The organism is Atribacter sp. (genome assembly GCF_035418125.1).
Classification (GTDB): Bacteria; Atribacterota; Atribacteria; order Atribacterales; family Atribacteraceae; genus Atribacter; species Atribacter allofermentans.
Genome location: NZ_DAOLQM010000008.1, coordinates 1 through 26,093 on the forward strand (window position 1 = coordinate 1; position 26,093 = coordinate 26,093).

Annotated in this window: 26 protein-coding genes; 8 read left to right on the forward strand and 18 right to left on the reverse strand. The window is 39.1% G+C overall.

From position 1 onward, the window contains the following. The first annotated feature begins 17 nt into the window (after positions 1-17). The 8 genes from uppS to hflX are packed head-to-tail and all read left to right on the forward strand — an operon-like array spanning position 18 to position 8,073. Positions 18-746: a polyprenyl diphosphate synthase gene (gene uppS / locus PLK24_RS01225; protein WP_324475879.1), complete on the forward strand. Its 729-nt coding sequence runs from the start codon at positions 18-20 to the stop codon at positions 744-746. Between the two features lie 3 nt (positions 747-749). Then, positions 750-1,559 carry a phosphatidate cytidylyltransferase gene (locus PLK24_RS01230; protein ID WP_324475880.1) on the forward strand — a complete coding sequence of 270 codons (810 nt, stop codon included), beginning with the start codon at positions 750-752 and terminating at the stop codon, positions 1,557-1,559. Position 1,560: 1 nt separating this feature from the next. Beyond that, positions 1,561-2,721 carry a hypothetical protein gene (locus PLK24_RS01235; RefSeq protein ID WP_324475882.1) on the forward strand — a complete coding sequence of 387 codons (1,161 nt, stop codon included), beginning with the start codon at positions 1,561-1,563 and terminating at the stop codon, positions 2,719-2,721. Further along, positions 2,715-3,764 carry an RIP metalloprotease RseP gene (gene rseP, locus PLK24_RS01240; protein ID WP_324475883.1) on the forward strand — a complete coding sequence of 350 codons (1,050 nt, stop codon included), beginning with the start codon at positions 2,715-2,717 and terminating at the stop codon, positions 3,762-3,764. The genes PLK24_RS01235 and rseP overlap by 7 nt, the downstream gene beginning before the upstream one ends. Beyond that, entirely contained in the window at positions 3,761-4,834 is a 1,074-nt protein-coding gene (gene ispG / locus PLK24_RS01245) for a flavodoxin-dependent (E)-4-hydroxy-3-methylbut-2-enyl-diphosphate synthase (RefSeq protein WP_324475884.1), read from the forward strand. Before rseP ends, ispG begins: the two co-directional genes overlap by 4 nt. Before the next feature lie 20 nt (positions 4,835-4,854). Further along, the gene (gene proS, locus PLK24_RS01250; RefSeq protein ID WP_324475908.1) at positions 4,855-6,108 is read left to right on the forward strand and encodes a proline--tRNA ligase; all 1,254 of its coding nucleotides are present in this window, start codon (positions 4,855-4,857) and stop codon (positions 6,106-6,108) included. Positions 6,109-6,110: 2 nt separating this feature from the next. Continuing rightward, positions 6,111-6,788: a glycosyltransferase family 2 protein gene (locus PLK24_RS01255; RefSeq protein ID WP_324475885.1), complete on the forward strand. Its 678-nt coding sequence runs from the start codon at positions 6,111-6,113 to the stop codon at positions 6,786-6,788. Next, positions 6,772-8,073 carry a GTPase HflX gene (hflX, locus tag PLK24_RS01260; RefSeq protein WP_324475886.1) on the forward strand — a complete coding sequence of 434 codons (1,302 nt, stop codon included), beginning with the start codon at positions 6,772-6,774 and terminating at the stop codon, positions 8,071-8,073. The genes PLK24_RS01255 and hflX overlap by 17 nt, the downstream gene beginning before the upstream one ends. Positions 8,074-8,139: 66 nt before the next feature. Here hflX and PLK24_RS01265 read toward each other — a convergent pair whose 3' ends face one another. The 18 genes from PLK24_RS01265 to PLK24_RS01350 form a co-directional block, all read right to left on the reverse strand. Further along, positions 8,140-8,448, reverse strand: coding sequence for a DUF1844 domain-containing protein (locus PLK24_RS01265; protein WP_324475887.1), 309 nt, complete (start codon positions 8,446-8,448; stop codon positions 8,140-8,142). Next, complete coding sequence (miaA, locus tag PLK24_RS01270) at positions 8,441-9,412, reverse strand: tRNA (adenosine(37)-N6)-dimethylallyltransferase MiaA (protein WP_324475888.1); 972 nt, start codon at positions 9,410-9,412, stop codon at positions 8,441-8,443. Before miaA ends, PLK24_RS01265 begins: the two co-directional genes overlap by 8 nt. Beyond that, positions 9,390-10,718, reverse strand: coding sequence for a tRNA (N6-isopentenyl adenosine(37)-C2)-methylthiotransferase MiaB (miaB, locus tag PLK24_RS01275; protein ID WP_324475889.1), 1,329 nt, complete (start codon positions 10,716-10,718; stop codon positions 9,390-9,392). The genes miaA and miaB overlap by 23 nt, the downstream gene beginning before the upstream one ends. Positions 10,719-10,808: 90 nt before the next feature. Continuing rightward, positions 10,809-11,075, reverse strand: a complete 267-nt coding sequence (locus PLK24_RS01280) for a stage V sporulation protein S (protein WP_324475890.1) — start codon at positions 11,073-11,075, stop codon at positions 10,809-10,811. 46 nt (positions 11,076-11,121) lie between these two features. Next, positions 11,122-11,895 carry a TIGR00282 family metallophosphoesterase gene (locus tag PLK24_RS01285; RefSeq protein WP_324475891.1) on the reverse strand — a complete coding sequence of 258 codons (774 nt, stop codon included), beginning with the start codon at positions 11,893-11,895 and terminating at the stop codon, positions 11,122-11,124. Between the two features lie 12 nt (positions 11,896-11,907). After that, entirely contained in the window at positions 11,908-13,449 is a 1,542-nt protein-coding gene (gene rny, locus PLK24_RS01290) for a ribonuclease Y (RefSeq protein WP_324475892.1), read from the reverse strand. A gap of 200 nt (positions 13,450-13,649) precedes the next feature. Beyond that, on the reverse strand, positions 13,650-14,105 hold the full coding sequence (locus PLK24_RS01295; RefSeq protein ID WP_324475893.1) for a regulatory protein RecX: 456 nt from the start codon (positions 14,103-14,105) through the stop codon (positions 13,650-13,652). Between the two features lie 4 nt (positions 14,106-14,109). Further along, positions 14,110-15,120, reverse strand: a complete 1,011-nt coding sequence (recA, locus tag PLK24_RS01300) for a recombinase RecA (protein ID WP_324475894.1) — start codon at positions 15,118-15,120, stop codon at positions 14,110-14,112. After that, entirely contained in the window at positions 15,121-15,696 is a 576-nt protein-coding gene (gene thpR, locus PLK24_RS01305) for an RNA 2',3'-cyclic phosphodiesterase (RefSeq protein WP_324475895.1), read from the reverse strand. After that, entirely contained in the window at positions 15,683-16,939 is a 1,257-nt protein-coding gene (locus PLK24_RS01310) for a CinA family nicotinamide mononucleotide deamidase-related protein (protein WP_324475896.1), read from the reverse strand. The genes thpR and PLK24_RS01310 overlap by 14 nt, the downstream gene beginning before the upstream one ends. Then, positions 16,936-18,273 (reverse strand): 30S ribosomal protein S12 methylthiotransferase RimO, encoded by a 1,338-nt coding sequence (gene rimO / locus PLK24_RS01315; RefSeq protein ID WP_324475897.1) that lies wholly within the window; start codon positions 18,271-18,273, stop codon positions 16,936-16,938. Before rimO ends, PLK24_RS01310 begins: the two co-directional genes overlap by 4 nt. Further along, the gene (locus PLK24_RS01320) at positions 18,270-19,040 is read right to left on the reverse strand and encodes a helix-turn-helix domain-containing protein (protein WP_324475899.1); all 771 of its coding nucleotides are present in this window, start codon (positions 19,038-19,040) and stop codon (positions 18,270-18,272) included. The genes rimO and PLK24_RS01320 overlap by 4 nt, the downstream gene beginning before the upstream one ends. Further along, on the reverse strand, positions 19,037-21,223 hold the full coding sequence (locus PLK24_RS01325) for an FtsK/SpoIIIE family DNA translocase (RefSeq protein WP_324475901.1): 2,187 nt from the start codon (positions 21,221-21,223) through the stop codon (positions 19,037-19,039). The genes PLK24_RS01320 and PLK24_RS01325 overlap by 4 nt, the downstream gene beginning before the upstream one ends. 19 nt (positions 21,224-21,242) lie before the next feature. Continuing rightward, the gene (locus tag PLK24_RS01330) at positions 21,243-23,390 is read right to left on the reverse strand and encodes a polyribonucleotide nucleotidyltransferase (RefSeq protein WP_433872964.1); all 2,148 of its coding nucleotides are present in this window, start codon (positions 23,388-23,390) and stop codon (positions 21,243-21,245) included. A 16-nt stretch (positions 23,391-23,406) separates the two neighbouring features. Continuing rightward, complete coding sequence (gene rpsO / locus PLK24_RS01335) at positions 23,407-23,676, reverse strand: 30S ribosomal protein S15 (protein ID WP_218111741.1); 270 nt, start codon at positions 23,674-23,676, stop codon at positions 23,407-23,409. Positions 23,677-23,712: 36 nt separating this feature from the next. Continuing rightward, positions 23,713-24,651: a riboflavin biosynthesis protein RibF gene (gene ribF / locus PLK24_RS01340; protein ID WP_324475905.1), complete on the reverse strand. Its 939-nt coding sequence runs from the start codon at positions 24,649-24,651 to the stop codon at positions 23,713-23,715. Beyond that, complete coding sequence (gene truB / locus PLK24_RS01345) at positions 24,641-25,546, reverse strand: tRNA pseudouridine(55) synthase TruB (protein ID WP_324475906.1); 906 nt, start codon at positions 25,544-25,546, stop codon at positions 24,641-24,643. The genes ribF and truB overlap by 11 nt, the downstream gene beginning before the upstream one ends. 4 nt (positions 25,547-25,550) lie before the next feature. Beyond that, entirely contained in the window at positions 25,551-25,922 is a 372-nt protein-coding gene (locus PLK24_RS01350) for a DHH family phosphoesterase (protein WP_324475907.1), read from the reverse strand. Positions 25,923-26,093: the final 171 nt, after the last annotated feature.

Genomic DNA, 26,093 nt, shown 5'->3' on the forward strand with positions numbered 1-26,093 from the left:
AATGAAATAGATGGAATATGGGAGAAAAAAGAGAAGGAAATCATGAGTATTTAGATTTTGGAATCCATCATGTTGCCATTATTATGGATGGGAATGGTCGTTGGGCACAAGCTCGAGGGAAACCGAGATTAGAAGGTCATCGGCAGGGAGTTGAGACCGTTCGGATGGTGGTTAAAGAAACCTGGGATGAGAAAATCCCTTTTCTCACCCTCTATTCTTTTTCTACCGAGAATTGGCGACGACCAATAAATGAAGTACAAGGACTGATGCAAATCTTTATCGAGGCAATAGATCGTTATGCTGATGAATTGCATCAGAATCAGGTAAAAGTTCGATTTATAGGGAAAAAAGAAGGTTTTCCTGGTCATTTAACTGAACGAATGGAGAACCTGGAGAAATTGACCGGACAAAATCAGGGTTTAACTTTGAATTTAGCTCTAAATTATGGAGGGAGGGACGAGATTATAAGAGCGTTTCAGAAATTTCTCCAAAGTTCATTGAATCAGGAAAGAGAAATTGGTGAAGATTCCTTTCGTCAATTTCTCGATACCGAGAATCAACCTGATCCCGATCTCTTAATCCGAACTGGTGGAGAAAAGCGCTTAAGTAATTACTTACTCTGGCAATTGGCTTATAGCGAGCTCTATTTTACCGAGATTCTATGGCCTGATTTTTCGTATCAAGACTATCATCAAGCACTTGCTGATTTTATCAGCCGAAAAAGAAGATTTGGGGGATTAGGCTAAGAGGTGACCAAATTTTCCCAGCCGACGGAATTTAAACTGAGGACCTTCAGTATTCTTTTAGCTTTGCCTCCTTTCTTATTCCTAATAGTATATCATGACCTAACCTTGATAGCGGTTTTTGCTGCTCTTTCGGTTTTCACTTTTCAAGAGTATATGCAGATGGTTCATTGTAAAATCCCCCATCGATTTACCAATGTGTTAATCACCATAGCTATGATTTTATTTTACCTTTCTTTCCTTTATCCTCATTCATTGATACCGATTGGTTGGTATATTTTCTTTATTCTTTTAGTTTGGTGGAGTTTTTACGATCGATCCAGAATAGTTGAACGGATTAGTTTTTTCTTTTTTGGAATTGTTTATTGTATCGGGCTTCCTTTTTTTTGGATAAAAACTGGTCTCGATTATGGTCGATGGATTCTGGTTGGTTTTGCTTGTATTGTCTGGTTAAATGATATTGGTGCGTATCTTGTTGGTAAAAAGTGGGGCCAACACAAAATAGCTCCCGCAATTAGTCCTGGTAAAAGCTGGGAGGGATTATGGGGAGGAATTGCCCTGAGTTGTGGAGGAGCCCTATTTTTAAAAATATTTTTTCTATCTGGTTGGACAGTCTATCAATCTCTATTGATCGGATTGATAATAGCCGTGGTCGGTTTTATTGGAGATCTCTTTGAATCATCGATGAAAAGAGAATATCAATTAAAAGATTCTGGACAATTCTTGCCCGGTCATGGAGGATTCCTTGACCGATTTGATTCCTTTTTTTTTGTAGCCCCAATGATTTATTTTATTCAAACTTGGTGGGGAGGCTAAGATGAGAGTTGCAGTAATTGGATCGACGGGTTATTTGGGAGAGCAGATTTGTAATGTTCTCTCTAATTTTCCCGAATTTGAAGTGAAGGTATTAGTTGCGAATGTAAACTGGGAAAAACTCATTCAACAAGCCCGAAGTTTTCGAAATCCATCAATTTATCTTGTCAATCCTGAAGCCAATTTTCGAGCTGCTGGTGATTTAAAAGAATCGGAGATTGAGGTTTTAAAAAACCGAGATGAAGTTAAAGAAATACTTTTAGGAAATTCTGTAGATGGAATATTTTTTGCGTTGTCGGGGGTTGATTGGATTGACCTTTTTTATGATTTATTAATCACCAATAAGACCATTTGGATGGCAACCAAAGAAATCATCGTTGCTGGAAGCGAGCTTTGGAAAGGCGAAAGAGATTTAAGCCAACATAAAAATCTCATAGCACTGGATAGCGAGCATAATGCTCTCCATCAACTCATTCAAGGTCAAAACAAAGAACATATTGCCAAGATTTACCTCACAGCTTCAGGAGGAGCGTTTTATGAATGGCAGGGAGATCTGAATGAAATTACTCCTGAAATGGCTCTCTCGCATCCTAATTGGAAAATGGGAACCAAGATAACTATTGATTCAGCGAACTTAATTAATAAAGGTTTAGAAGTGATTGAAGCCAATTGCCTTTTTCGTTTTCCTTATTCTCAAATTGATGTTCTCATCCAAAGGGAAAGTGTTATTCATGCTCTGATCGAGCGAAAAGACGGCTTTATAATGGCACTTCTTTCCAAACCGGATATGAGATCGGTAATTCTGCACACTTTAAAAAACGTAAGAACTTCTCCCCGGGAAGAATATAAACTGGATTTTACCCGACTGCATCAATTACATTTTGATTATCCAGTTCCTGATCGTTTCCAGGGTTTTTACCTCGCAGTTAAGGTAGGGTGCTTGGGAGGAGGGTACCCAGCTTTCTTTTGTGGAGCCGATGAAGCTTGTGTTCAAGCTTTTCTAAATCACCGAATTCGATTTAACCATATTCCAATTCTTTTGGAAAAAACCTTGGAAACAACGATAACAAAACCAAAATCGGTATCTGATGTTATTGATATCTATAACCAGGGATATAAAACCGCGAAGAACCTGATACAACAAAGGAGATCCTTAAAATGCTGACTATCCTAGCTACCATATTTGTTATTGGGTTATTAGTTCTTTGCCATGAATTCGGTCATTTTATTTTTGCTCGATGGTTTAAGGTAAGAGTTCTAAAATTTGCCATTGGGTATGGACCAAAAATCTGGTCAACTCAAAAAGGGGATACTGAATATTCGATACGAGCCTTTCCGCTGGGTGGATTTACCAAAATGGCCGGGATGGAAGATACGCTCATTGAAGGGTATAGTGAAGTAAGCGTTCCCGATGCTGAGCGTTTTGATAAAAAGCCAATTTATCAAAGAAGCCTGATTGTGGCAGGGGGCCCTGCCATGAACTTATTTTTATCGATCATTTTAGTTTTTTTAGTGTTTAGTTTTATGGGAGTTCCAACCAGCAGTTTAAAAATTCAACAAGTTATTGAAAATAGCCCAGCTCAAAGCGCCGGGATATTACCTGGAGACGTTATTACTTCGATTAATGGCAAAACTATTGAAAAAATGGAGGATTTATCCAATCAAATCGCCCTTAACGGTGAAAAAGAACTATCTTTGACCGTATTACGGGAACAAATACCAATTGAAGTACAGTTAACTCCTGGTTGGGATGAAGATGAAAAACGTTTCTTGATTGGTATTGTCTATGGAGTTGAAAATCGCCGGGTGAATCCATTGGTTGCCTTTTATAAAAGTGTTTCTTCAGTGATAGAATGGTTTGTCGTGAGCTTTCTTGGCTTGCTTTATATGGTAATGGGACGGGTTCCAATGGAAGTGACTGGTATAATTGGAATTGCTCGTATGTCTGGGCAAGCTGCCAGTTATGGATTTTTAAATTTACTTTATTTTTCTGCATTGATTAGTGTTGCTTTGGCTCTCTTTAACTTATTGCCCATTCCAGCTTTAGATGGAGGTCATTTATTACTTTTTCTTTATGAAAAAATCCGTGGGAAGCCTATGGATCCCAGTAAAATTGGATTTTTCTATATGATTGGTTTTTTATTTATCATCTTGATGGCAATATTCGTTACTTATCAGGATGTTTTAAGAATTGTTACTGGAAAATGAAACGAGAAAAAACCATACAAGTCTTTCTTGGTTCAGTTGCCATTGGTGGTCATTCATCAATATCGGTGGAGTCCATGGGGAGGATTTATCCAGGACGGGTTGACGAATGTCTGAGTGAAATTTGTGCTGCAGCAGCGGCTGGAAGTGACTGTTTTCGAATTGCCGTTCCCGATGAAAGAGCTTTGTCCGGCATCATTCAGCTAAAAAAATATTCACCCCTCCCTCTCATAGCGGATATTCATTTTTCACCGACCATTGCCCTGAAGGCAGTCGAAGCAGGTATTGATGGAATTCGTGTTAATCCTGGTACCTGGAAAAACCAGCTCCAATACCATCAGCTTATTGAAAAGTTAAAGGCAGGAAGTGGTGTGCTTCGGTTGGGTGCCAATGCCGGTTCACTCCCCTCTCATCTTCAAAAGAAGGGGAGAGTGGAGGCGCTCCTTGACAGCATAATTGAAATGCTTGAGGTTCCTCAAAAAAAGGATTTTCATCGCATTATCCTTTCTGCCAAATCAACCGATATAAATGAAACTATTGAGGTTTATGAACGCTTAGCTGCCACTTTTTCCTATCCTTTGCATGTAGGGCTTACTGAAGCTGGCGAGGGATTTGAAGGAATCATCAAATCGACAATTGCTTTAGGTACAATCCTACAAAAAGGAATTGGTAATAATATACGAGTTTCTCTCACATCACCCAATCCGATTCTTGAATCCCAGGTCGCGGTAGAAATCCTCCGAGGAGTTGGACTACGGCAAAAGGGAATCGAAGTAATTTCCTGCCCAACCTGTGCTCGAACCAGAGGAGATGTGGTATCATTTGTAAGAGAAATAAAAGCAGCTGTACAAAAGATATCATCTCCCTCTCCCTTAAAATTAGCAATTATGGGGTGTGAGGTAAATGGTCCGGGAGAAGCGAAGGAGGCTGATTTAGGGTTAGCTTTTGGAAAATCAACCGCACTTCTTTTTGTTCGAGGTAAGGTTATTAAAACCGTGCATCAACAGAATGCTTTGAATGAGCTCATAAAACAATTACGATCGATGGTTTCCAATCAAATGGTGAAAGAATAGGAGGAAAATACGACTTGAAAATGTCAGCTTTGTTTGCTCCAACACTGAAAGAGAATCCTGCCGAAGCCGAGGTGATCAGCCATAGCTTAATGTTGCGGGCAGGAATGATCAGACAACTTTCATCGGGAATTTACAATATCCTCCCTTTGGGTTTACGTTCTTTAGAAAAAATCATGAATATTGTTCGTCGAGAGCTTAACCGAGCTGATGGACAGGAACTTTTATTACCGGCTCTTCAACCAGGAGAACTCTGGAAAGAAACTGGACGGTGGGAAATTTATGGTCCGGAATTAATCCGTTTTCAAGACCGCCGAGAAAGGGATTTTTGTTTGGGACCAACCCATGAAGAGGTTATTACCGATATAGCCAGGAAAGAGATCCGTTCTTATCGACAGCTTCCTTTGCTGTTGTATCAAATTCAAACTAAATTTCGAGATGAAATCCGACCGCGCTTTGGAGTAATGCGATCTCGAGAATTCATTATGAAGGATTTGTATAGCTTCGATCGGGATTATGAAGGATTACAGGTTAGTTATCAAAAAATGTATAATGCCTATTCAAAGATATTTTCATCTTTTGGTTTAGAATATATTGCAGCGAGAGCCGATTCGGGAGTAATCGGTGGTGATATTTCTCATGAATTTCTCATTATTGCCAGCTCTGGAGAAGAAAAAGTGATGAGATGTCCAAAGTGTTTGGCCACCTCAACCCAGGAAGTCAACGATTGTCCGAAATGCCATGCTGATATGGAAGAAAAACGAGGCATTGAAGTTGGCCACATTTTTCAATTGGGAACCAAATATTCAGAATCGATGAAAGCCTATTTTGTTGATCAGGACGGAAAAGAAAAACCTTTGATTATGGGATGTTATGGAATTGGCATTGGAAGAACTATGGCTGCAGCAATTGAAGCCAACCACGATGAAAACGGAATAAAATGGCCCTGGAATATCGCTCCTTATGAGATAATTGTCATACCGGTAAAATTAAAAAATCAAGCCAGTATAGAGTTAGCTAAAAGTATTTCCCAGCAACTGGTTTATGAGGAGTATGAGGCGATATGGGATGATCGTGATGTTTCCGCTGGATATAAATTTAAAGAAGCCGATTTAATTGGATTCCCTATTCAAGTAATTGTTGGTGAAAAAGCCTTGAAAAATAGTATTTTGGAAATTAAAATACGTTCAAACGGGAAGAGGATAGAGTGTACCCGGGAGCAATTGATATCAGTGATAAAAAAAATTAAGGAAGAATTGGTTATTTTGCAGGAATGAGCATGGGAGATCAAACTGAAACAAAACAATTAAATAATAAAAACCACCGAATTACGTCAATTATTGCTGCTTATAATGAAGAAAAAACGATAGGACCAATTATTGATGTTTTGAAAAGTGTACCCATTATTGAACAGATTGTAGTAGTGAGCGATGGGTCAACCGATCGAACAGTTGATATTGCACGAAGTCGTAATGTTGAGGTAGTAGATTTAATTAGTAATGTAGGAAAGGGTGGTGCCCTTTATCGAGGGCTAGAGTATATAAGAACCGATGTTGTTCTCCTATTAGATGCGGATTTGGTTGGTTTAGAAGAAAGTCATGTTTTGAGTTTGGTTCATCCTGTTACCGAAAGAGAAGCCGACGTAACCATTGGGGTATTTGAAGAAGGCCGCTTTGCGACCGATTTTGCCCAGAAAATTGCTCCATTATTATCTGGACAACGGGCGATTCGGACCGATGTCATCCAAAACATATCCGATCTGGAAGTATCCCGATATGGGGTTGAAGTTGCTATGAACCGTTATATTCGAAAAAACGGTGTGACGATGAAACTGGTAAAGTTACCGGGGTTGACTCATGTGATGAAGGAAGAAAAAATGGGCTTGATGAAAGGACTTCGTCATCGAGTTAAAATGTATTGGGAAATCTTAAAAAATTCTTATGGAGGAGGAGGTTGATATAGCTCTGAATAATCAAAAATTATTCATTAAAACCCTTGGTATTGTTTGCAGTGGTCATGACAACCAGACGAATATGGGAGCGGATGGTGTTTGTCAAGAATTACTGGAGATTTCTCGTAGTGCAGGCTTTCAAATGAGCGAGATTAGGGATGTAAAAGTTCTTCATCCTTTTCCTCATTACTATCTGGGAAAGGGAAAGGTTGAAGAAATCAAAGTTTTTTTACAGAAAAATCCTGATATTCGCGGTGTAATTATTGATACCGAAATATCACCCTCACAACAAAAAAACCTCGAAAAAGCCTTTAATATCAAAGTTTATACCAAGATAGCTCTTATTCACCGAATTTTTGCTGCGCGTGCTCGTTCTTCAGAAGGGAAGATTAAAGTTGCAGTGGCATCACTTCAGTATGAATTAAGTCGATTGTCCGGAAGGGGAGTCGAAATGTCCCGCTTGGGCGGTGGGATTGGTACCCGTGGACCAGGAGAACAAAAGATTGAAACCGAACGAAGACGCATTAAACAAAAAATTGCACAGCTTAAAAGAGAACTCGTTAAAGTGAACCGGCGCCGTGAGGTTCAGAAGAGCCTTCGGATAAAAAAGAACTTACCGATTGTTGCCATTGTTGGATATACCAATGCTGGGAAGTCGACGCTTTTAAACAGTCTTACCAATGCCCATGCCTATGTTGAGGACCGATTATTTGCCACCCTTGATCCGACAGCTCGAAAGGCATTTTTGCCAGGGATTGGTTCGGTTGTTTTTACCGATACGGTAGGATTTATCCGGGAAATGCCTGAAACACTTATTGATGCCTTTCGAGCGACTCTGGATGAGATAAACGATGCCGATTGTCTTCTTGAAGTTTTAGACGCTTCAGATCCCAGTTACCCGGAACATCATAAGGTGATTAACCGCATCTTGCAAAATATGGCCATATCATGCCGACCGAAGATTATCGTTTTTAATAAAATTGATATGGTTGAGCCTGTCCCGGTTATATCACGGGATTGGTTTGATGATTATCCAGTAGTCATGGTATCAGCCGAGAAAAAAATTGGTATTGAAAACCTGATCGAGATGATTGGTAAACTGCTGAGAAACAATCGGGAAAGCTTAAACATCACAGTAAGCTACCAAAATCTTCCTCAGATCGAAAAAGAGATATACCAGCATGGCTATATCGAAAATATTGAATATCGAATTGATGGTATGGTTGAAGTCCATTGTTCGATATCTCGAGAAGCTACCGGACGCATCCGTCAATTGGACTTTTCATCTTAAAAAACTGGTTGAAAAGTAGTTGATTTGATTTCAGAAGTGGTTCCCATAAGGTATATTATGTAAAATTTATTTCTTTTCGCTTTGCTCCTCTTCTTTTTTAACTTTTTCTACGTAATTGAGTTGTAAATTGGTCAGATGCATTTCCATTTCTTTTTTAATTGATGAAGGGAAATCATTTTTTAAGTTCTCAAAAATTAATTCAAAGAGATCGATGGCACGACGAGCTTCTTTTAAATCAATTAGAGTTTCACCGTTTTCAGGATGAACCAACAATCCTAAATATTGCCAGGCTTTTGCTTGTATTACATTTAAAAAGTAATACCCTAAGTCAGTAATTTTTTGAGGTGGTATCTTTTCCTGGTTTTTTTCATTCATTTGAATGACCTCCTATGCAATAGGTTAAAAAGATGCGAATAATCTCATCACTTATTATATCGAAATTTTTTCCCTCGGTAGAAATCCAAAGAACCGGAGCTTTCCGAAACCAAGTCAATTGTCTTTTCAAATATTGAAAAGTTCCTATAGTGATTCGTTTTTCCATTTGTTGGATGGTTAAACGACCTTGAAGACATTGAACCACCGGTCCATAGGTAAAATTTTTTAAAGCAGGAACATTGGGTGAAAAACCTTTTAATAAAATATCTTGAGTCTCTTGGATAAGTCCTTGTTTTATCATAAGCTGAGTTCTTTCGGTGATTCTTCTTTTTAGGTCCACTCTCTTATGATCAAGGCCAATTAGAATAAATTGAAAGGGATTTCTGGTTTTAGAGGTTATTTTTTTAAAAGAGGTCGGAGGTTTACCAGTTTGATGGTAAATTTCGAGAGCACGAATCAAACGTTTTCGATCGTTTTTACCAATCTGGAACGCACGAGGAGGATCAATAGCTACAAGATAAGCAAAAAGCCGGGGATTGGAATAACGTTCCAAAAGGAGTCGCAATCGGGGATGGGCGGGGCTTCCTTGGGGAATTGAAGGTTGATATAAACTTTTAAGGTAAAAACCGGTACCACCAATGATGATTGGAAGCGAATGTCTTTCTAAACATTCAAGAATACATCGAAAAGCTTCAACCCGAAAACGAAAGGAACTCCAGATTTGATCTGGTTCAAGTAGATCAATGAGATGATGAGGAATAAGACCCCTCTGCTCTATAGAAGGCTTGGCGGTACCAATATTTAAGTATTTATAAATAGCCATAGAATCAGCATAAATCAATTCGACCTTCCCTAATTTCTGAGCAAGAAATATGGAAAGATCGGTTTTCCCGCTGGCAGTTGGACCAGCTAAACAAAGGATTGGCATCGGATCTAAATTATCAGGAAAGAACCAATTCTCCATAAAGTTTACCTTTCAAAGTATTTATCACTACGACCGAGATTACTTGTCCAAGGAATAAATTTGAATTGGGAAGAAAGATTCTTTGATTATCGGTCGTTCTTCCTGAAGCATTCAATCCTTCTATTTGATCAATCATAATCTTTGCTCTTTTGCCGACCCAGGCTTTTAACTTTATTTGATGAATATCAGAAAGAGTTTGATTGAGCAATTGAAGCCGTTTTTTCTTTTCTGCCAACGGAAGTTGATCAGGAAGCTGATAAGCAGCAGTTCCTGATCGAGAAGAATAGATATAGGTGTAAGCTTGTTCAAACTGAGCTTCTTGAACTATATCAAGAGTATCCAAAAAATCCCTTTCAGTTTCACCGGGAAAACCAATGATAATGTCAGTCCCAATTCCCGAATCAGGTAGTGTTTGTCGGATATAATTTACTAATCCCATATAATGATCGCGGGTATAACCCCGATTCATGGCAGCTAAAATACGATCTGATCCGGATTGAATTGGAAGATGAAAATAACGAGTCATTAAAGGAGAATTCTTTACGATGTCAACAATGGATGGTCGCATATCTTTGGGGTGAGAGGTTAAAAAGCGAATCCAGATCGATGAATCATGAAAATTTTGATCAATAGTTTGTAAAAGAACTTCAAAGCCATTTTTTAAACCTAAGTCTAATCCATAACTATTCACATTTTGACCTAAAAGGATGATTTCTTGGTATCCATCTTGGATAATTTTCTCGATCTCCTTTAGGATGGTCAGTAATGGTTTGCTTCTTTGGGGACCGGTTGTATAAGGGACCACACAATAACTACAAAAATTGTTACATCCATAAGTGATGGGTAAAAAAGTGAAAATCTGTGAAGAATTCCGGAGATAACCTCTTTCATCAAAAACCTGAGAAGTTGATGGGAGATTAAAGTCCAATATTTTCTTCTTTTTTCTTGTATATTCTTCAAGATATTGAGGAATTTGTTCGATGTTTGAAGTACCAATCACTATTTGAGCTCCAGGAACTCTTTGAACGAGACGGTTTTTAAGGAATTGACTCATACAACCAAAAATAACAATAATTGGATGTCGCGAAATTTTATTGAGGTCCTTAATGGTTTTTTGAATATTACTAATGGCTTTTTCCGAGGCATGTTCCCGTACAGCGCAGGTATTAAACAAAAGAATATCGGCTCTTTTTTTATCTTCGATCAGATGATACCCATTTTGAACCATAACCTGGGCAATATGTTCGCTTCGGCTTTTATTCATTTGACATCCATAGGTTTCAACAAAAAAAGTCTTGTTCGCCATAATTAAATTTTCTACCCATTTTGATAAATAATAAAGCCTGTACACAATGCAATTTATCCTTGGTACAGGCTTTATTATTTAAAATAAGATTTACTTATTCCAAGGTTTTGCAATTAACTTAATAGCAGTTCTTTCTTCACCATCTATAATGATGTCGGTGAAGGCTGGAATACAGACCAGATCAATTCCATTCGGAGCAAGAAATCCACGAGCAATAGAGATGGCTTTAATTGCTTGATTGACAGCGCCAGCACCCACTGCTTGTATTTCAACTATTTGTTTTTCTCGAATGATTCCAGAAAGAGCACCTGCGACTGAATTTGGATTCGATTTTGAAGAAACCTTCAGTACATCCACCTCTGAATATCCTCCTTGTTGAGGTTAGAATAAAATCGAATACACTTCAACTCAAACTGTATCGTGTGATGAAAACCGATTTCCCAGTTTGGTCATCAACTTCTACAATAACACCATTCAAAATGACATTATCCTTGGCAACAGTATACCGAACTGGTATTTGGGTCAAAAAACGACTTAAAATTTGTTTGGTTTCAATACCAATTACGGATTGATGAGCCCCAGTCATACCGATGTCAGTGATATAAGCGGTTCCACCAGGAAGAATTTTCTCATCTGCAGTAACCACATGGGTATGTGTTCCAACGACACAAGAAACTCGGCCGTCACAATACCATCCAAAAGCAATTTTTTCTGATGTTGCCTCAGCATGAAAATCAACCAGTATAATATTGGTTTCTTTTTTTATTATTTCTAATTCTTTATCAAGGGTTTGAAAAGGACAATCCAGTGGTGACATAAAAACTCGACCACTTAGATTTAAGACTGCCCATTTCCTCTGGTTGTTTTTTAGAATAACCGATCCATTTCCTGGGACACCGGGTGGATAATTCAAAGGACGTAACAATCTAAATTGACTATCAATATAAGGAAGGATTTCTTTTTTATCCCAGACGTGGTTACCAGTGGTAACCACGTCTATTCCAAATCCAAGTAGCTCCTCGGTTGTTTCGGGGGTGATTCCCAACCCTCCGGCTGAATTTTCCCCATTGACAATTACTGCATCAATATTATGAGACTTTTTAATGGTTTTAACTTTTTCTCCAACTAATTTTCGACCCGGTTTTCCAATAACATCTCCTATGATGAGAAATCTCAAAGTGCTTTCCTCCTACTTGGCATATTCCACAGCTCGGGTCTCACGAATGACAGTAACTTTAATTTGACCTGGATATTCAAGCTCTTTTTCGATTTTTTTAACGATATCGTAAGCTAACTTTGCTGAAAGAGCATCATCCACTTTCTCGGGTTTGACAATTATTCGAACTTCTCGACCAGCTTGAATGGCATAGGATTTCTCAACACCATCAAAAGAATTAGATATTTTTTCTAATTGTTCCAACCTTTTGATATAGGCTTCTAAACTTTCCCGACGAGCTCCTGGTCGTGAAGCTGATATAGCATCAGCAGCTTGAATCAAGATAGCTTCGATGGTTTGTGGTTCGATGTCGTTATGATGTGCTTCGATAGCATGAATGATTTCCCACTTTTCACCATATCGTTCCGCTAATTCAGCTCCGATTTTGGCATGAGGTCCTTCGATTTCATGATCGAGAGATTTCCCAATATCATGAAGCAGACCAGCCCTTTTGGCTAGGTTGACGTTTAGTCCCAGTTCGGAAGCCATAATCCCAGCGAAATGGGTCACCTCTTTGGAATGTTGGAGTACATTTTGCCCGTAACTGGTTCGATAATAAAGTTTTCCTAAAAGCTTTACCAGATCTGAATTGACATTTTTTATTCCAGTGTCAAAAAGAGCCTGCTCACCCTCTTGGATTATTTTTTCTTCAACCTGGGTTTTTGCTCGTTCAATAAGCTCTTCGATTCGTGCTGGGTGAATGCGACCATCCAAGATCAGTTTTTCCAAAGCAATACGAGCGATCTCCCGACGGATAGGGTCAAAGGATGAAATTATGACTGCTTCAGGAGTATCATCGATGATAAGGTCAACTCCGGTCATCATCTCAAAAGTCCGAATATTTCTTCCTTCTCGACCGATAATACGTCCTTTCATGTCATCGTTCGGTAAACTTACAATCGAGACGGTGTTTTCTGCTGTGTATTCAGCAGCATATCGTTGTACTGCTTGAACAACGATATGTCGAGCATTTTTTTCTGCTTCTTTTTTAGCATTTTCTTCCGCTTCTTTAATTCTTAAACCTGTTTCAAACGCCAGGGTTTTTTCTAATCGATCCAACAATTCATCACGAGCATCTTCAATAGTTAATCCGGCAATTCGAGCCAGTTCTTCAACTTCTTTTGCTTTCATCTCTTCAACTTCTCTAAGAGTTTTTTCTGCATCTTCATGAATTTTTTGAAGATAACTTTCTCTTTTTTCGATCTGCTCATTTCTTCTTTCTAACATTTCCTCTCTTCTCAATAAGCGAGCTTCAAAACCCTGTAAATCTTTCCTTTTCTTTCTCATTTCTTCTTCTAAGGCTTGTTTTTCTCGAATAATCTGTTCTTTAGAGCTTAGTGAAGCCTCTTTTTTTATAGTTTCGGCTTCACGATTGGCATCTTGAAGCATTTCTTGAATTTTTTGCTCCACATCTTCTTTTTTCTGTAGCATCTGTTTCAACTTAAAAGACATGCCAGCCTTAAACCCTAACCCGGCTCCAACCACAATACCTATTAATATATATACAAGCAACATTTGTGCGATCACCCCTTATTCAATTTTCAAAGTACGAATAAAAAGCCTGATGGGTATTGACTGATTCTATTCGATGTTCGAAGAATTTTCGGATTTTCCTTCTTACCAATAAAATAAATTTTGGTATTGATTAAAAGCTATGTTAAAAAACTGCATAGAGAATATTTTACCGATGGGCAAAGATCAAGTCAAGATAACTCTTATTCCCGATTGGCTTGGAATAGGTTCCATGACCATTCGGCAATATCGTAACTAAATCCCTTTCGTGATAGACGTTGGATAATTCGATCCCGACTGGTTTCACCTTGTTGAAACCATTTCCGGATGAGTTCGATTCCATCTTTGACTTCTTCGGAAGGAGGAAAATAAATAGATCGAAATTGTTCAAGTAAATCTTTTTCGATACCCAATCGTTCCAATTCAGTTTTATATGCCCAGAAACCACGTGGATTGCTGTTTCTTTTTCCTTCCAAGTAGGTTTTCATAAAAAATTCATCATCAATATATCCATCTTGTTCAAAAGCTTGGAGAGCTTCCTCGACATCGTTTTCTGGGTATCCTTCGGATATTAGCTTTTCTCTGAGCCTTTTTTTGGTATACCAGGATTTACAGATCATTCGAACAATTCGTTCTTCAACAGTTAGTTTTTTTTTCATTAGGTTAATTCATGACTAAATTTGGGTCTACATTCATTTTTTCCAAAGCTGCGATCAGAATTTGGCTGGCAACATCCGGGTTTTCTTTTAAGAAAGAGCGGGTATTTTCTCGTCCCTGTCCTAAACGATTATCATTAAAAGAAAACCAACTTCCAGCTCGTTTCACTAATCCGGTATTTTCTCCAATGGTGAGAACTTCCCCTTCTTTCGATATTCCCTCCCCGTATATCAATTCGATTTCTGCTTCTTTAAAAGGAGAGGCCACTTTATTTTTAACCACTTTAATTCGAGTTTTGGTTCCAACAATTTCATTATCGGTAATGCGTATAAAGTCTCTTTTTCGGACATCAATGCGTACACTGGCATAAAATTTCAACGCTCGTCCTCCGGGCGTGGTTTCAGTTGGCCCATAAATATTCCCAATGGTCTCTCGCAACTGATTTACAAAGATAGCGACGGTTCTGGTTTTACTTATAAATCCGGTTAACTTTCGTAGTGCTTGGGACATAAGCCGTGCTTGGAGTCCAATAATTTGTTCTCCAATAGTCCCTTCCAATTCGGCGCGTGGAACTAAGGCGGCTACCGAATCCAAAACTACCGCATCCACTGCTCCACTCCGGACCAAAGTATCGACGATATCCAAAGCTTCTTCGGCGGTACTCGGTTGAGAGATTAGAAGTTTGTCAACTTGAACTCCTATTTTTCCTGCATAGATGGGATCAAGAGCGTGTTCGGCATCTATAAAAGCAGCTATTCCACCTTTTTTTTGGGCTTCGGCAATTATGTGAAGTGCAATGGTGGTTTTTCCCGAAGCTTCCGGGCCATATATTTCCACCACTCGTCCGCGAGGAATACCACCTACTCCTAATGCCATGTTAAGGAGAACCGACCCGGTTTTAATAATTTCAATATCGGTTGTCATGGTTTCTTGGTTCAATAACATAATTGAGCCCTTACCGTATTTTTTTTCAATCATATTGATGGCTTGTTTTACCATATCTTCTTTGTCTGTCAATTATTTCACCTCTTTCAGCGGTATGGTAATCAAAGGGGAATAAATTGGTCCCCGAGGCGTCAAAGTGCTTTGATAAAATGATACCTGTCTGATAGAAGTAGTATAACATGTTGGTTGAAACAATTGTTGAGGAAGAATAGAAACCGGATTTTTAAGCCGAGCCAGGGTAAGATGGGGAGAAAAAGGACGGGTTCGATCAACTGCTATACCTTGTTTTGTACATTCTTCGTTAAAAACCTGTGTTGCTTGTTTCATTATTTCACCCGACCGAAGATCAAGTCCAAGCCAAATAACCCGTGCTCGATTCCAGGAAGAAAATGCGCCGATTTCTGCTAAGGTGGAAGGAAAGCTTTCAATCAGTGGAAAGAAGTTTTGGATGATTAATTTTACCTGATTGACTTGAGTGGGTAATAATGCAGCAAAAAATTGGAGAGTGACATGAATCTGATTAGGTTGCACCCATCGAGCTTGGGGTAAACGAGTTTGATTTTTTTCAATTATTGAATGAATGAAGGCTTTAGCTTCTGGAGAAAAATCAAAAGCAACAAAACAGCGGATGGGATTATCGTTCATCATTTATCCCCCTCTGGAGTTGAAGAAATAATTGGGTAAGCGCGCTTTGCGTCGAGAGCATTTTGATAACCTCCCGATCGCCGGAAAAGAGATGTTTCTTAACCTGAGTATGTTGAAAATTGGATATTCCAATATAGACTAATCCGACGGGTTTTTGCTTCGAACCTCCGGAAGGACCAGCAATGCCGGTGATTCCAATCCCGATATCGGTATGGGATTTTTCTCTCACTCCTTCAGCAAGGGCTCGAGCGACTTCTTCTGATACAGCACCATACTCAGCAATTAATGATGAAGGCACTCCAACCGTGTCGATTTTGGCTTGGTTACTATAGACTACATATCCACGATAAAAATATGCTGAACTTCCGGGAATGTTGGTTAAGCGATGGCTCAATAACCCCCCGCTACAAGATTCTGCTGTAGCAATGGTTAAGCGCTTTTCCCTGAGAAGCTTTCCACAGGCCTGTTCTAAGGTGTTCCCCCACTGAGAAAAGAGAAAGGATTTCCATACTTCCTTGATTTTTTTTATGATATTTTCAGCACTTTGAATAACCTGATGATTTTTTTGATAAGAATAGAGATAAAACCATACCTCTCCAAAAACGGGAAGATACGCTGATTGCAAGGTATCCGGAAGAGAAGATAAAAAAGGCTGGAGTTCGGTTTCAAATTGAGACTCCCCTACTCCACATATTTTTATCATTTCACTTCTATAAAATTGGTTATCATTTGAAGGAAGATGGGTTTTTATGATTGGCCAAAAATATTCTGTTTCTTTTGGTACTCCGGGTATGACAAATATTTTTTTATCTTTAAAATCGGAAACAAATCCAGGGGCGGTTCCCAGAGGATTTTCTAAGAGAAGGGATCCTTCGGGGATAAAAGCCTGCTTTTTGTTATTTTCAGGTGGCAGAGTGTTGCGAATCTTTTGATAAAATCGAATAATATTATCCCATTGTTCAGGCATGAAACATAACTTTTTTCCTATAACTTCAGCTAATATTTCTCGAGTCAGGTCATCTTGGGTTGGACCCAAGCCACCGGTTATAAATATCGATTGAATTTCCTCGTCTTCAAATATAAATTGTAAGGTTTTGGTAATGGTTTCTTTCTGGTCGGGTACAAACAGAACCAACTTAGGGGAAAGGCCAACTGCTGTAAGGTTAAAAGCTAAAAAATGGGCATTTATGTCTTTCACCAGCCCAGTCGTTATTTCGGTTCCTATGCAAAGAATTGCTGATTTCACGGATATATTCCCTCCAAATCATAGGCTGAACTCTTATTGATAGTTACCCTTAAAATATCACCCGACTGTAAGATGTTTAAATTCTTATTGACTTTAACTTTGATTTGACCATCGACTTCAGGAGCATCACCATAGGTACGACCTAAAAAGATTGATGATTTCTTAGGGAGAGGCCCTTGATCCAAAATTACTTCCAAAGTCTTCCCGATTAAAGAGCGATGAAAATCCTGAGCTATTTTTTTCTGAATTTTCATAATCTTTTGATAACGTGCTTGTTTAACTTCATCTTCGACTTGATGAGATAGCTGCGTAGCGGGTGTATTAGATTGTGGGGAATAAACAAAACATCCTAATCGTTCAAATCGAAAGGATTTTATCACTGACACCATTTGATTGAAGATAGCATCAGTTTCTCCGGGAAATCCAACCATCATGGTGGTGCGAAGAAATAAACCTGGTATTGCCAAACGAAGGGTGTTTAAAATTTCCAAAGTTTTATTAATGTTTGATGACCGATTCATATTTTGCAGAATCAAAGGATGGACATGTTGAAGGGGAACGTCTAAATATTTGCAAATTTTCTCCGAAGCGGCTATGGTTTCAATCAATTGTTGATTGATACTGTCGGGAGAAAGGTATAAAAGGCGAATCCAGATTCCACTCGGGAGGGAGCGATCCAACCTTTGCAAGAGATGAGCAAGTTCTTTTTTCCCCGAACAATCTAAACCGAAACTACCAATATCTTGCCCGATGAGGATGATTTCTTTTACGCCTTGATCAATTAGTTGGAGAGCTTCTTTTTGAATTGAATCAATCTGACGACTTCTCTGTTTACCACGAATAGATGGAATGACACAGAAACTGCAACGATGGTTGCATCCTTCGGTAATTTTTAGATAGGCATAATGAGATGGGGTCGAAAGGAGCCGTTCGGTTGATTCATCATAAAGATAAGGAGGCTTATCAATGAATACCTGATTCGGAACTTGGTGGGTAAGGATTTCATTGATAAAGGGAAAGTCATTAACTCCAATCCAAAAATCAACTTCAGGATACTTCGAGGATAATTGCTTTCCATAACGTTGAGGATAACAACCCAAAACGACAAGAGTCTTGTGTGGATCCTTTCTTTTTATCTGGATCAGACGGTCAATCCATGATTCAGTCTCTTGGGTTGCCTCATTAATAAAACAGCAGGTATTGATTGCTATCAAATCAGCTGCTTCTGGAGTGGTTATCGTTGTGTATTTGGAAGAAAGAAGCTTTCCTATTACCACCTCAGAATCCACCAGGTTTTTATCGCACCCGAGTGAAACGAAGGACAAGCTTTTCATGGACGAAAGGTTCTTTCCGCTCGATGTTCGTTTTCAGCAAGATAACCAGCTTCAGTTCCATTTAGGATGACTCTCACCTTTGATCCATTTAAACAAGACATGACCAATGGTGAATTACTAAGAAACCGATATTCCTTTTGTGGAACCAAAACCCCTGAGAATACTTTTTGATTATCGTTGGTTGTGACTTGAAGCCAAGCGACATCATCAGTTTGTAAATTGACCTGTAATAAATACTCTGGGGTTGGTGTTGGCGTAACCACCTGAACCAAAGCTGGTGTTGGTTCAGGACTCGAATCGACTAAGGGGGACGTTAATCCCGGTTGCTCAGTTACTTCAGAAGCCGAGAAAGTGCCATAGGCGTCAACACGATTTTTTCTAAATTCAATAGATAAGTAGAGAGAGGTTAAAATTGCCGCAGCGATAATCAGGAAAAGGAGAATTTTTTTAAAAAGATCCGCTTTGTCTGGAGTATATTCGCGATACTTGCTTCGAGGAGAAGGTTCATTTTTAGAGAGATTGGGGTAACTTTGATGAAAACTACTCTTTAAGGTTTCTTGGTCTAAGTTGAGCACCCTTCCATAGTTTTTAACATATCCAAAAGCGTGAGAAAATCCAGGAAGACTTTCCCACTGTTCTTCTTCTATTGCTTTCAGATATCGTTTATTGATAAAGGTTTGTTGTTCAATGTCTTCTAAAGACAAACCAAGTTTTTCCCGCTGGCTTTTTAAAAGATTGCCAATTCCCAGTATTTTTTCTTCGCTCATAAAATATCGTCCCCTCTGTTGGCGATTACTTTTCTGGGTTTACTTCCTTCATAAGGACCAACCAAACCTTCGCTTTCCATTCGTTCAATTAACCGGGCAGCACGGTTAAAACCAATCCGGAGTCGTCTTTGTAAAAGAGAGGTTGAAGCTTTTCCATTTTCTATGACAACTGAAACCGCTTCTCGATAGAGTTCATCCTCATCGTCAGATGTATCAGCAACCTCTTCTTTAAGAACAAAATCCATCGCATAGTATATTTCCCCACCTTGATTTAACCAATGCTCAACAATTTTTTTGGTTTCAGCAGTACTGATATAAGCTCCCTGGCCTCGTATAGATTTATTCACTCCCACTGGGGAAAACAACATGTCTCCATTTCCTAAGAGCTTTTCAGCACCTGAACCATCAAGAATAGTTTTTGAGTCGGCTTGAGAAGACACTGCAAATGAAATTCTTGAAGGAAAATTTGCCTTAATGAGACCGGTAATGACATCTACTGAAGGTCGTTGAGTAGCAACCACCAAATGGATACCAACCGCTCGAGCCATTTGTGCTAAACGACAGACATAGGATTCGACATCAGAAGGAGCGGTCATCATTAAATCGGCCAATTCATCGATAATGACTACAACATAGGGTAGTCGTTCGTATTCTTCCACAGTTTTATTATACTCTTCAATGTTTCGAGTGGAGAGATCGGAAAGCATTTTATATCGGGTATCCATTTCACGACAGAGCCACTTTAAGAACTTCACCACCCATCTTACATCAGATATAACCGGTACACAAAGATGGGGAAGATCGGCGTAAATCGACAATTCAACCCTTTTGGGATCGACCATAGCAATTCGAACTTGGTTGGGATCGGCTTTATAGAGGAGGCTGGCAAGTATTACATTGATACACACACTTTTCCCCGAACCGGTTGCTCCAGCGATTAAAAGGTGAGGCATGTCACGAAGATCACAAATTAATGGTCTTCCAATGACATCTTTCCCGACCACAATGGATAGTGGCGATGTATCTTTTATGAAATTGGTGGTTTCTAAAAGTTCTTTCATCGATACAATTTCTTTGCTCTCATTAGGAATTTCAATACCAACCGCTGATCGACCGGGTATGGGGGCTTCAATTCGAACTGCAGCAGCAGCAAAAGCCAGGGCTATATCGTTCGAAAGAGCAACGATCTTATTCACTTTTATTCCTGGAGCCGGCTGGAATTCATACCGAGTTATGGTGGGTCCAATCCTTACGTTAACCACCTTTCCCGGTACGTTAAATTCAAGAAAAGTTTGTTCTAATTTTTTAATTCCAAGGGTGATTTCTTCCCGGGAAACCCTATCTCCCCGGTTAGGATATTCATTTAAAATATTCATTGAGGGGAGCATCCATTCCTTCCCTCTCTTTTTTTTCGCTTTAGAAACTGCTCCTCCAGTTTTCTCTGGTGCTGGAGGGGTGTTAACGATTTGAGGGAGTGGTTCAGCTGGAGGCTCAATATCCAATTCTTCTAATCTAAAGACGTCATCCTCAAGGTTTTTTCCCTCAGATATAAGGGATTCTTTAGTTATTATTTTCGATTCCAAAGTTGGAGCGGCTTTTGATTGGGTTTTCTTTGGGAAGAGACGAGTTTTGGTCTCTTTTTTTGGGGAAAGAGGTTGAGCCTCTTCTGGGTAATGATTACTATGCCGATGGGAAAGACTTAATCCTTTCTTGATGGTTGAAAGAAGAGCTCTTATCCAGCGTCCTTCACCAATGATGAAGGTGCTAAAAAAAGAAAGACAAAGAAGAACGAGAAAAAGACCAGACGATCCCAAGTAATAAATTAACGAAGAAAAAAGAGCTTTTCCAAACCAACCTCCGAATTCACCCGATTGCAGGGCGAAATTATTTTGATCGGCCTGCCACTGGCTAACAGTAAGAAAAATCATAAACCAGAGAGTAATCCCGGCGATTCGACTCCAGGTTCGAAATCGACCGGGATGTTCAAAGGTATAGATTTCTATACTCAGGTAAAAAAGATAAAACGGGATGATATAGGCACCAATACCGAACACATATAATAAAAAATTTTTGATGTATTCACCAAGGATGCCTACATCATAGGACAGTAGAGCAAGTAAGGCATATGCTCCAAAAATGATTAAAAAAGTGTCAATGAGTATCTTGTTTTTTTTTGAAAGCATAACTATTTACTCAATCTTTCTAATCTTTATCTCTTTTCGAGTGAAAGCGAGGTTTTTCTCTGGAGCGCTGGATGTCTTTTGAGGGAACGGGAGAGTCAGATAGCGTATCCTTATGGCTGAGAGACACCTTCCCAAAAGAGTCGATACCGATAACTTTGACTAAGATATCATCACCAGTTTTAACCACGTCTTCTGTTTTCCGAACCCGTTCCCGAGCTAATTGAGAAATATGAACGAGCCCTTCCCTTCCTGGAAAAATTTCAACGAAAGCTCCAAAATCAGTGGTTTTGGTCACTCGTCCCAAATAGGTTTTTCCAATTTCGACTTCTTGAGTAATGTTTTTAATCATTTCAACTGCTTTAACTTTCCCCTCTTCGTTACGGGAGAAAATGATTATCTTTCCATCATCTTGAATGTCTATAATCGCTCCAGTTTCGTCGACAATTTTTTTAATAATTTTTCCACCTGGTCCGATAACCGAACCGATTCGGTCTGGATTAATTTCGATGATACCGATTTTCGGGGCATAAGGAGAAAGGATTTCACGCGGTGCATGAATAGCTTGATCCATGATCTCCAGAATATGATTCCGTCCAGATTTGGCTTCTTCAAGTGCTTGGCTTAAAAGCTCCCAGCTCAGTCCTCGATTTTTTACATCGAGTTGGATAGCAGTGATTCCTTGTCGGCTACCAGCCACCTTAAAATCCATCTCACCATAATGATCTTCAGAACCAAGAATATCTCTCAATAAAATATTGGTTTCTTGATTTCTCATTAAGCCTATCGACAGACCAGCGCAAGCTGATCGAATCGGTACACCAGCATCCATCAATGAAAGACTTCCTCCACAAACGGTCGCCATCGACGATGAGCCATTAGATTCAAGAATTTCAGAAACAATCCGTATTGCATAAGGAAACTCCGATTCAGGTGGGATAAAATATTCCAGTGCTCTTTCAGCCAGAGCTCCATGTCCGATTTCCCGGCGTCCTGGACCTCTCATCGGTCTCACTTCACCAGTACTAAAGGGTGGAAAATTGTAGTGGAGCATAAACCGCCGAGCTTCTTCATCCTGTAGACCATCAACTTTCTGGCCTTCACTGGTCGCTCCTAAAGTAGTAATAGCCATAGCTTGGGTTTGCCCTCGAGTAAAAAGAGCTGATCCGTGTGTTCGGGGTAAAATCCCTACCTCACACTCAATCGGTCGAATTTCATTTGGACGCCTGCCATCCTGTCTTAACCCACTCTTAAAGAGAAGGTCCTGGATGTTTTCTTTGACAATTTTTTCCCAAAGCAATGCAAACCCTTGGAGATTCTCAAAGGTTGGAGTGGCTTCTTCAACTGCTTGTTTATAAAGCAGATTGATGGTTTTTTGCCGTTCAGATTTATCAAAAACGGCAATTTTGTCGGCAATTTTTAAATGATAATTATTTCGAATCCAATCTTCGATTTCGGAAAAATAGGCGGGGATTTCGAATTCTTTTTTCGTTTTTCCCCATTGAGATATGATTGCTTTCTGGGTCTGAATGGTTTTGAGAATAAATTCATAACCAATTCTCAAGGCTTGAGTGATGTCTGCTTCCGAAACTTCTTTCGCTCCAGCTTCGATCATGGTAATACCTTCTTCTGAACCAGCAATGACCATATCCAAACGGCTGGAAACAAGTTGTTCCAAGCTGGGATTGATTATAAAATTATCTTTATCCAGCAAGCCGATTCGACAAGCACCGATTGGGCCTTCAAAGGGTATTTCTGAAATTCCCAAAGCCAAGGAAGCACCTAACAAACCAAGCACTTCCGGAGTATTTTTTTCATCTACCGAAAGGACAGTTGTAACAACTTGAATATCATTTCGATAAAATTCAGGAAAAAGTGGTCGGATCGATCGATCGATCAAACGCCCGTTCAGAATGGCATCGCTTCTTGGCCTTCCTTCCCGTTTAATAAATCCACCTGGAATTTTTCCAGCAGCATAGAAGCGTTCTTCGTAATCGACTAAAAGGGGGGTAAAGTCAATATCTTCCCGTGGTTCTTCGGATGCAGTTGCGGTTACTAAAACTTCCGTATCTCCGTAACGAACCATAACCGCTCCACCAGCCTGTTTGGCGACCTTTCCGGTTTCAATAATACAATTATTTTCACCAAACTCAATTTCGGTTCTGTTTATTTTCAACACCTTCCTCTTACTTTCGCAATGATAACTTTTCTAAAATTGAATAATAACGGTCAACGTGGTACTTTTTTAAATAGTTCAATAGTCTACGGCGTTGACCGACCATCATAAAAAGACCTCGACGGGAATGAAAGTCTTTGGTGTGGATTTTTAAGTGCTCGGTTAGTTCACGAATCCTTTCTGTCAGCAAAGCAATCTGAACTTCTGGAGAACCAGTATCTCCATCGTGATTTTTAAATTGTTCTATGAGCTCATTTTTCTTTTCTTTAGTAAGAGCCAATTGATATTACACCTCCGATTTCTATACGTTCGATGTTTAGTTTATCATACCCTGAGTATGCTGTAAATACGCGTTAAAAGCGGCTTGATCTACGGTTATTTGTTCTCTCAGACCCTCAATAGTAGGAAAATGTTTTTCTAAGCGCCAAAATTGCTGAAGTTGAACCGTAATTCTTTCTTGATAAAGAGATTGACGAATATGGTGGGCAATGTGAACTTCAACAACCCTCCTTTGATTTTGACTGACGGTTGGTTTGGTTCCAATATAAATCAAAGCTGGATATTCTACCCTTTTCCAGCTCATGTAACCGAAGTATACACCATGAGGAGGTATAATTTTTGAAGAAACCGGAAAAAGATTTGCCGTTGGGAAACCAATTTGACTTCCAATTTGTTTTCCTTTTACAACTCGGCCCCGGATGGAAAAAGGATATCCCAAAACCATATTTACTTTTTTTATATCACCCTTTTCAATAAGTTGGCGAATCATGGTACTGGATAGAACTGCTCCGTCAAGAGATATTGATGGAATGATAGCAGTTTCAACCCCTCTTTTTTTAAAAAAATTTTGAAGAAACAATTGATCTCCTTGGGTTCTATACCCGAAACGAAAATTTTCACCAGTTATCACCGCTATTGGTTTAAACCAATGATTGATCAGATCGAGAAAACGTTCAGGTGGTGTATGACGAAGCTGTCGGTTAAATCGGAGAAAATAAACCTCACATCCCGGGTAGAAGCTTTGAAGACGCTGGTATTTCTCGATATAGGTGGTTATATATTTTATGGTATGGCTATGCCCAATAGAATTTCGTGGATGGGGATAAAATGTAATAATTCGTAATGGTTTCTTTTTTTTGGTGGCAATGGTTGCTGCCTGGTTTAAAACGGCTTGATGGCCTAAATGAACTCCGTCAAAAAAGCCAAGTGCAATGACAGATTCGGGATAATTTTTTGGAAAACCTTTAGATAACATATCGACTCCTCTCTTCGACGACGATTTTGGGATGAAGAAGTCGTTTTTCTTGATTAATATGAGCCAAACCTATAAAAAGATTTTGTGTATAAATTTTTACCCAAGGATTCATTTGCAGTGGAAGGGATTCAGGCCAATTGATCGGATTCCCCTGAAGTAATTTTTTCCCTTCCTCACTTGAAACGAGGACCGAGGGAATCCAGTATAAGGCCTGATCAATAGGAATGGACTTTTGGATCAGAATTTCCGGTTGATGAGAGACATCAGAGACTACCATACTATCAATCCAGGAGAAATTACCAATATTTTCTCGACGTAAACTATATACATATCCACCTCCGCCCAACTGCTCTCCAATTTCATGAGCAATACTTCGAATATAGGTACCAGACGAACAAGATAATAGAATTTCTGCTTGAGGAAATGAACCAGATTGGATATTGATGATTTGAAGTTGGTGAATAGTAATCTCCTTTTTCAATTCGGGGACTGATTTACCTTGGCGAGCATACTTATATAACCGATGCCCTTGGTATTTAGTTGCTGAAAAAAGAGGAATTACTTGATGTCTTGTTCCTTGAAAAGGCATAATAGCTTTTTCAATATTGTCGGTTGTAAATGTTTGAAGAGAGAAATTATTAATTTGTCCGAAGACATCAAAGGAATCGGTAGAGATACCAAAACGTATCCAAGCCCGATAGGTTTTGGGAAGATCTTGAAAAAAAGAAGTGAAACGGGTTGCTTTCCCCCAACAAATGAGAAGGAGACCTCGAGCAAATGGGTCTAAAGTTCCGGCATGGCCAACTTTTACCCCAAGCACTTTACGGATGGTTTCTACCACCCGGTGGGAAACGATCCCCACTGGCTTATACACAGGAATAATTCCACCAATCATGTTTTTATACAGATAAAGAATGGGGTGTACCCGATTGGGAAGAAAGGTACCCCTGTATATGTTCTTTCAGATTATGGTAAACGGTTTTAAAATCTCCTTGGATTTTAAAACCGGCTGCTTTTAAATGCCCTCCTCCACCAAAAGCATGGGCAATAGGAAGAATGTTGGTTTCATCTTGGGAACGGAGGCTTACTTTAAAACTGTGATTATCAACTTCTCTAATAAACACCGATATGAGAGATCCAGGAATATAGAGTCCGTAATCGACGATTCCTTCAGTATCTTCTTCCGGCTCCAAAATAATTTCTTCTACAGGTATAATTGATGAAAAAGCAATTATTATCATGTAATTTTTCATAATTGATTTATATTTCATGCAATTAACTTCCTCCCCACGCATTATGAAGACTTGAAAATACTTATAATATAACTCTTCTATATAATATTTGATTTATTTTAAGAAAATTCTAATAACTCAATTGAATATTTATCTCGAAAATATTGGTTTATCTGTGATTATAATGGATGACATGTATAAAAAATCAGG

Coding starts and splice junctions, on each gene's coding strand:
- PLK24_RS01320 (WP_324475899.1), bottom strand. CDS start 19,040: ATGAGCGAAGAAAAAATACTGGGAATTGGCAATCTTTTAAAAAGCCAG.
- PLK24_RS01255 (WP_324475885.1), top strand. CDS start 6,111: ATGGGAGATCAAACTGAAACAAAACAATTAAATAATAAAAACCACCGA.
- PLK24_RS01350 (WP_324475907.1), bottom strand. CDS start 25,922: ATGAAATATAAATCAATTATGAAAAATTACATGATAATAATTGCTTTT.
- ispG (WP_324475884.1), top strand. CDS start 3,761: ATGAAACGAGAAAAAACCATACAAGTCTTTCTTGGTTCAGTTGCCATT.
- truB (WP_324475906.1), bottom strand. CDS start 25,546: ATGATTGGTGGAATTATTCCTGTGTATAAGCCAGTGGGGATCGTTTCC.
- rseP (WP_324475883.1), top strand. CDS start 2,715: ATGCTGACTATCCTAGCTACCATATTTGTTATTGGGTTATTAGTTCTT.
- thpR (WP_324475895.1), bottom strand. CDS start 15,696: ATGATGAACGATAATCCCATCCGCTGTTTTGTTGCTTTTGATTTTTCT.
- PLK24_RS01325 (WP_324475901.1), bottom strand. CDS start 21,223: ATGCTTTCAAAAAAAAACAAGATACTCATTGACACTTTTTTAATCATT.
- hflX (WP_324475886.1), top strand. CDS start 6,772: ATGGAGGAGGAGGTTGATATAGCTCTGAATAATCAAAAATTATTCATT.
- PLK24_RS01265 (WP_324475887.1), bottom strand. CDS start 8,448: ATGAATGAAAAAAACCAGGAAAAGATACCACCTCAAAAAATTACTGAC.
- miaB (WP_324475889.1), bottom strand. CDS start 10,718: ATGGCGAACAAGACTTTTTTTGTTGAAACCTATGGATGTCAAATGAAT.
- uppS (WP_324475879.1), top strand. CDS start 18: ATGGGAGAAAAAAGAGAAGGAAATCATGAGTATTTAGATTTTGGAATC.
- PLK24_RS01295 (WP_324475893.1), bottom strand. CDS start 14,105: ATGAAAAAAAAACTAACTGTTGAAGAACGAATTGTTCGAATGATCTGT.
- rny (WP_324475892.1), bottom strand. CDS start 13,449: ATGTTGCTTGTATATATATTAATAGGTATTGTGGTTGGAGCCGGGTTA.
- PLK24_RS01235 (WP_324475882.1), top strand. CDS start 1,561: ATGAGAGTTGCAGTAATTGGATCGACGGGTTATTTGGGAGAGCAGATT.
- rimO (WP_324475897.1), bottom strand. CDS start 18,273: ATGAAAAGCTTGTCCTTCGTTTCACTCGGGTGCGATAAAAACCTGGTG.
- miaA (WP_324475888.1), bottom strand. CDS start 9,412: ATGGAGAATTGGTTCTTTCCTGATAATTTAGATCCGATGCCAATCCTT.
- proS (WP_324475908.1), top strand. CDS start 4,855: ATGTCAGCTTTGTTTGCTCCAACACTGAAAGAGAATCCTGCCGAAGCC.
- ribF (WP_324475905.1), bottom strand. CDS start 24,651: ATGTTATCTAAAGGTTTTCCAAAAAATTATCCCGAATCTGTCATTGCA.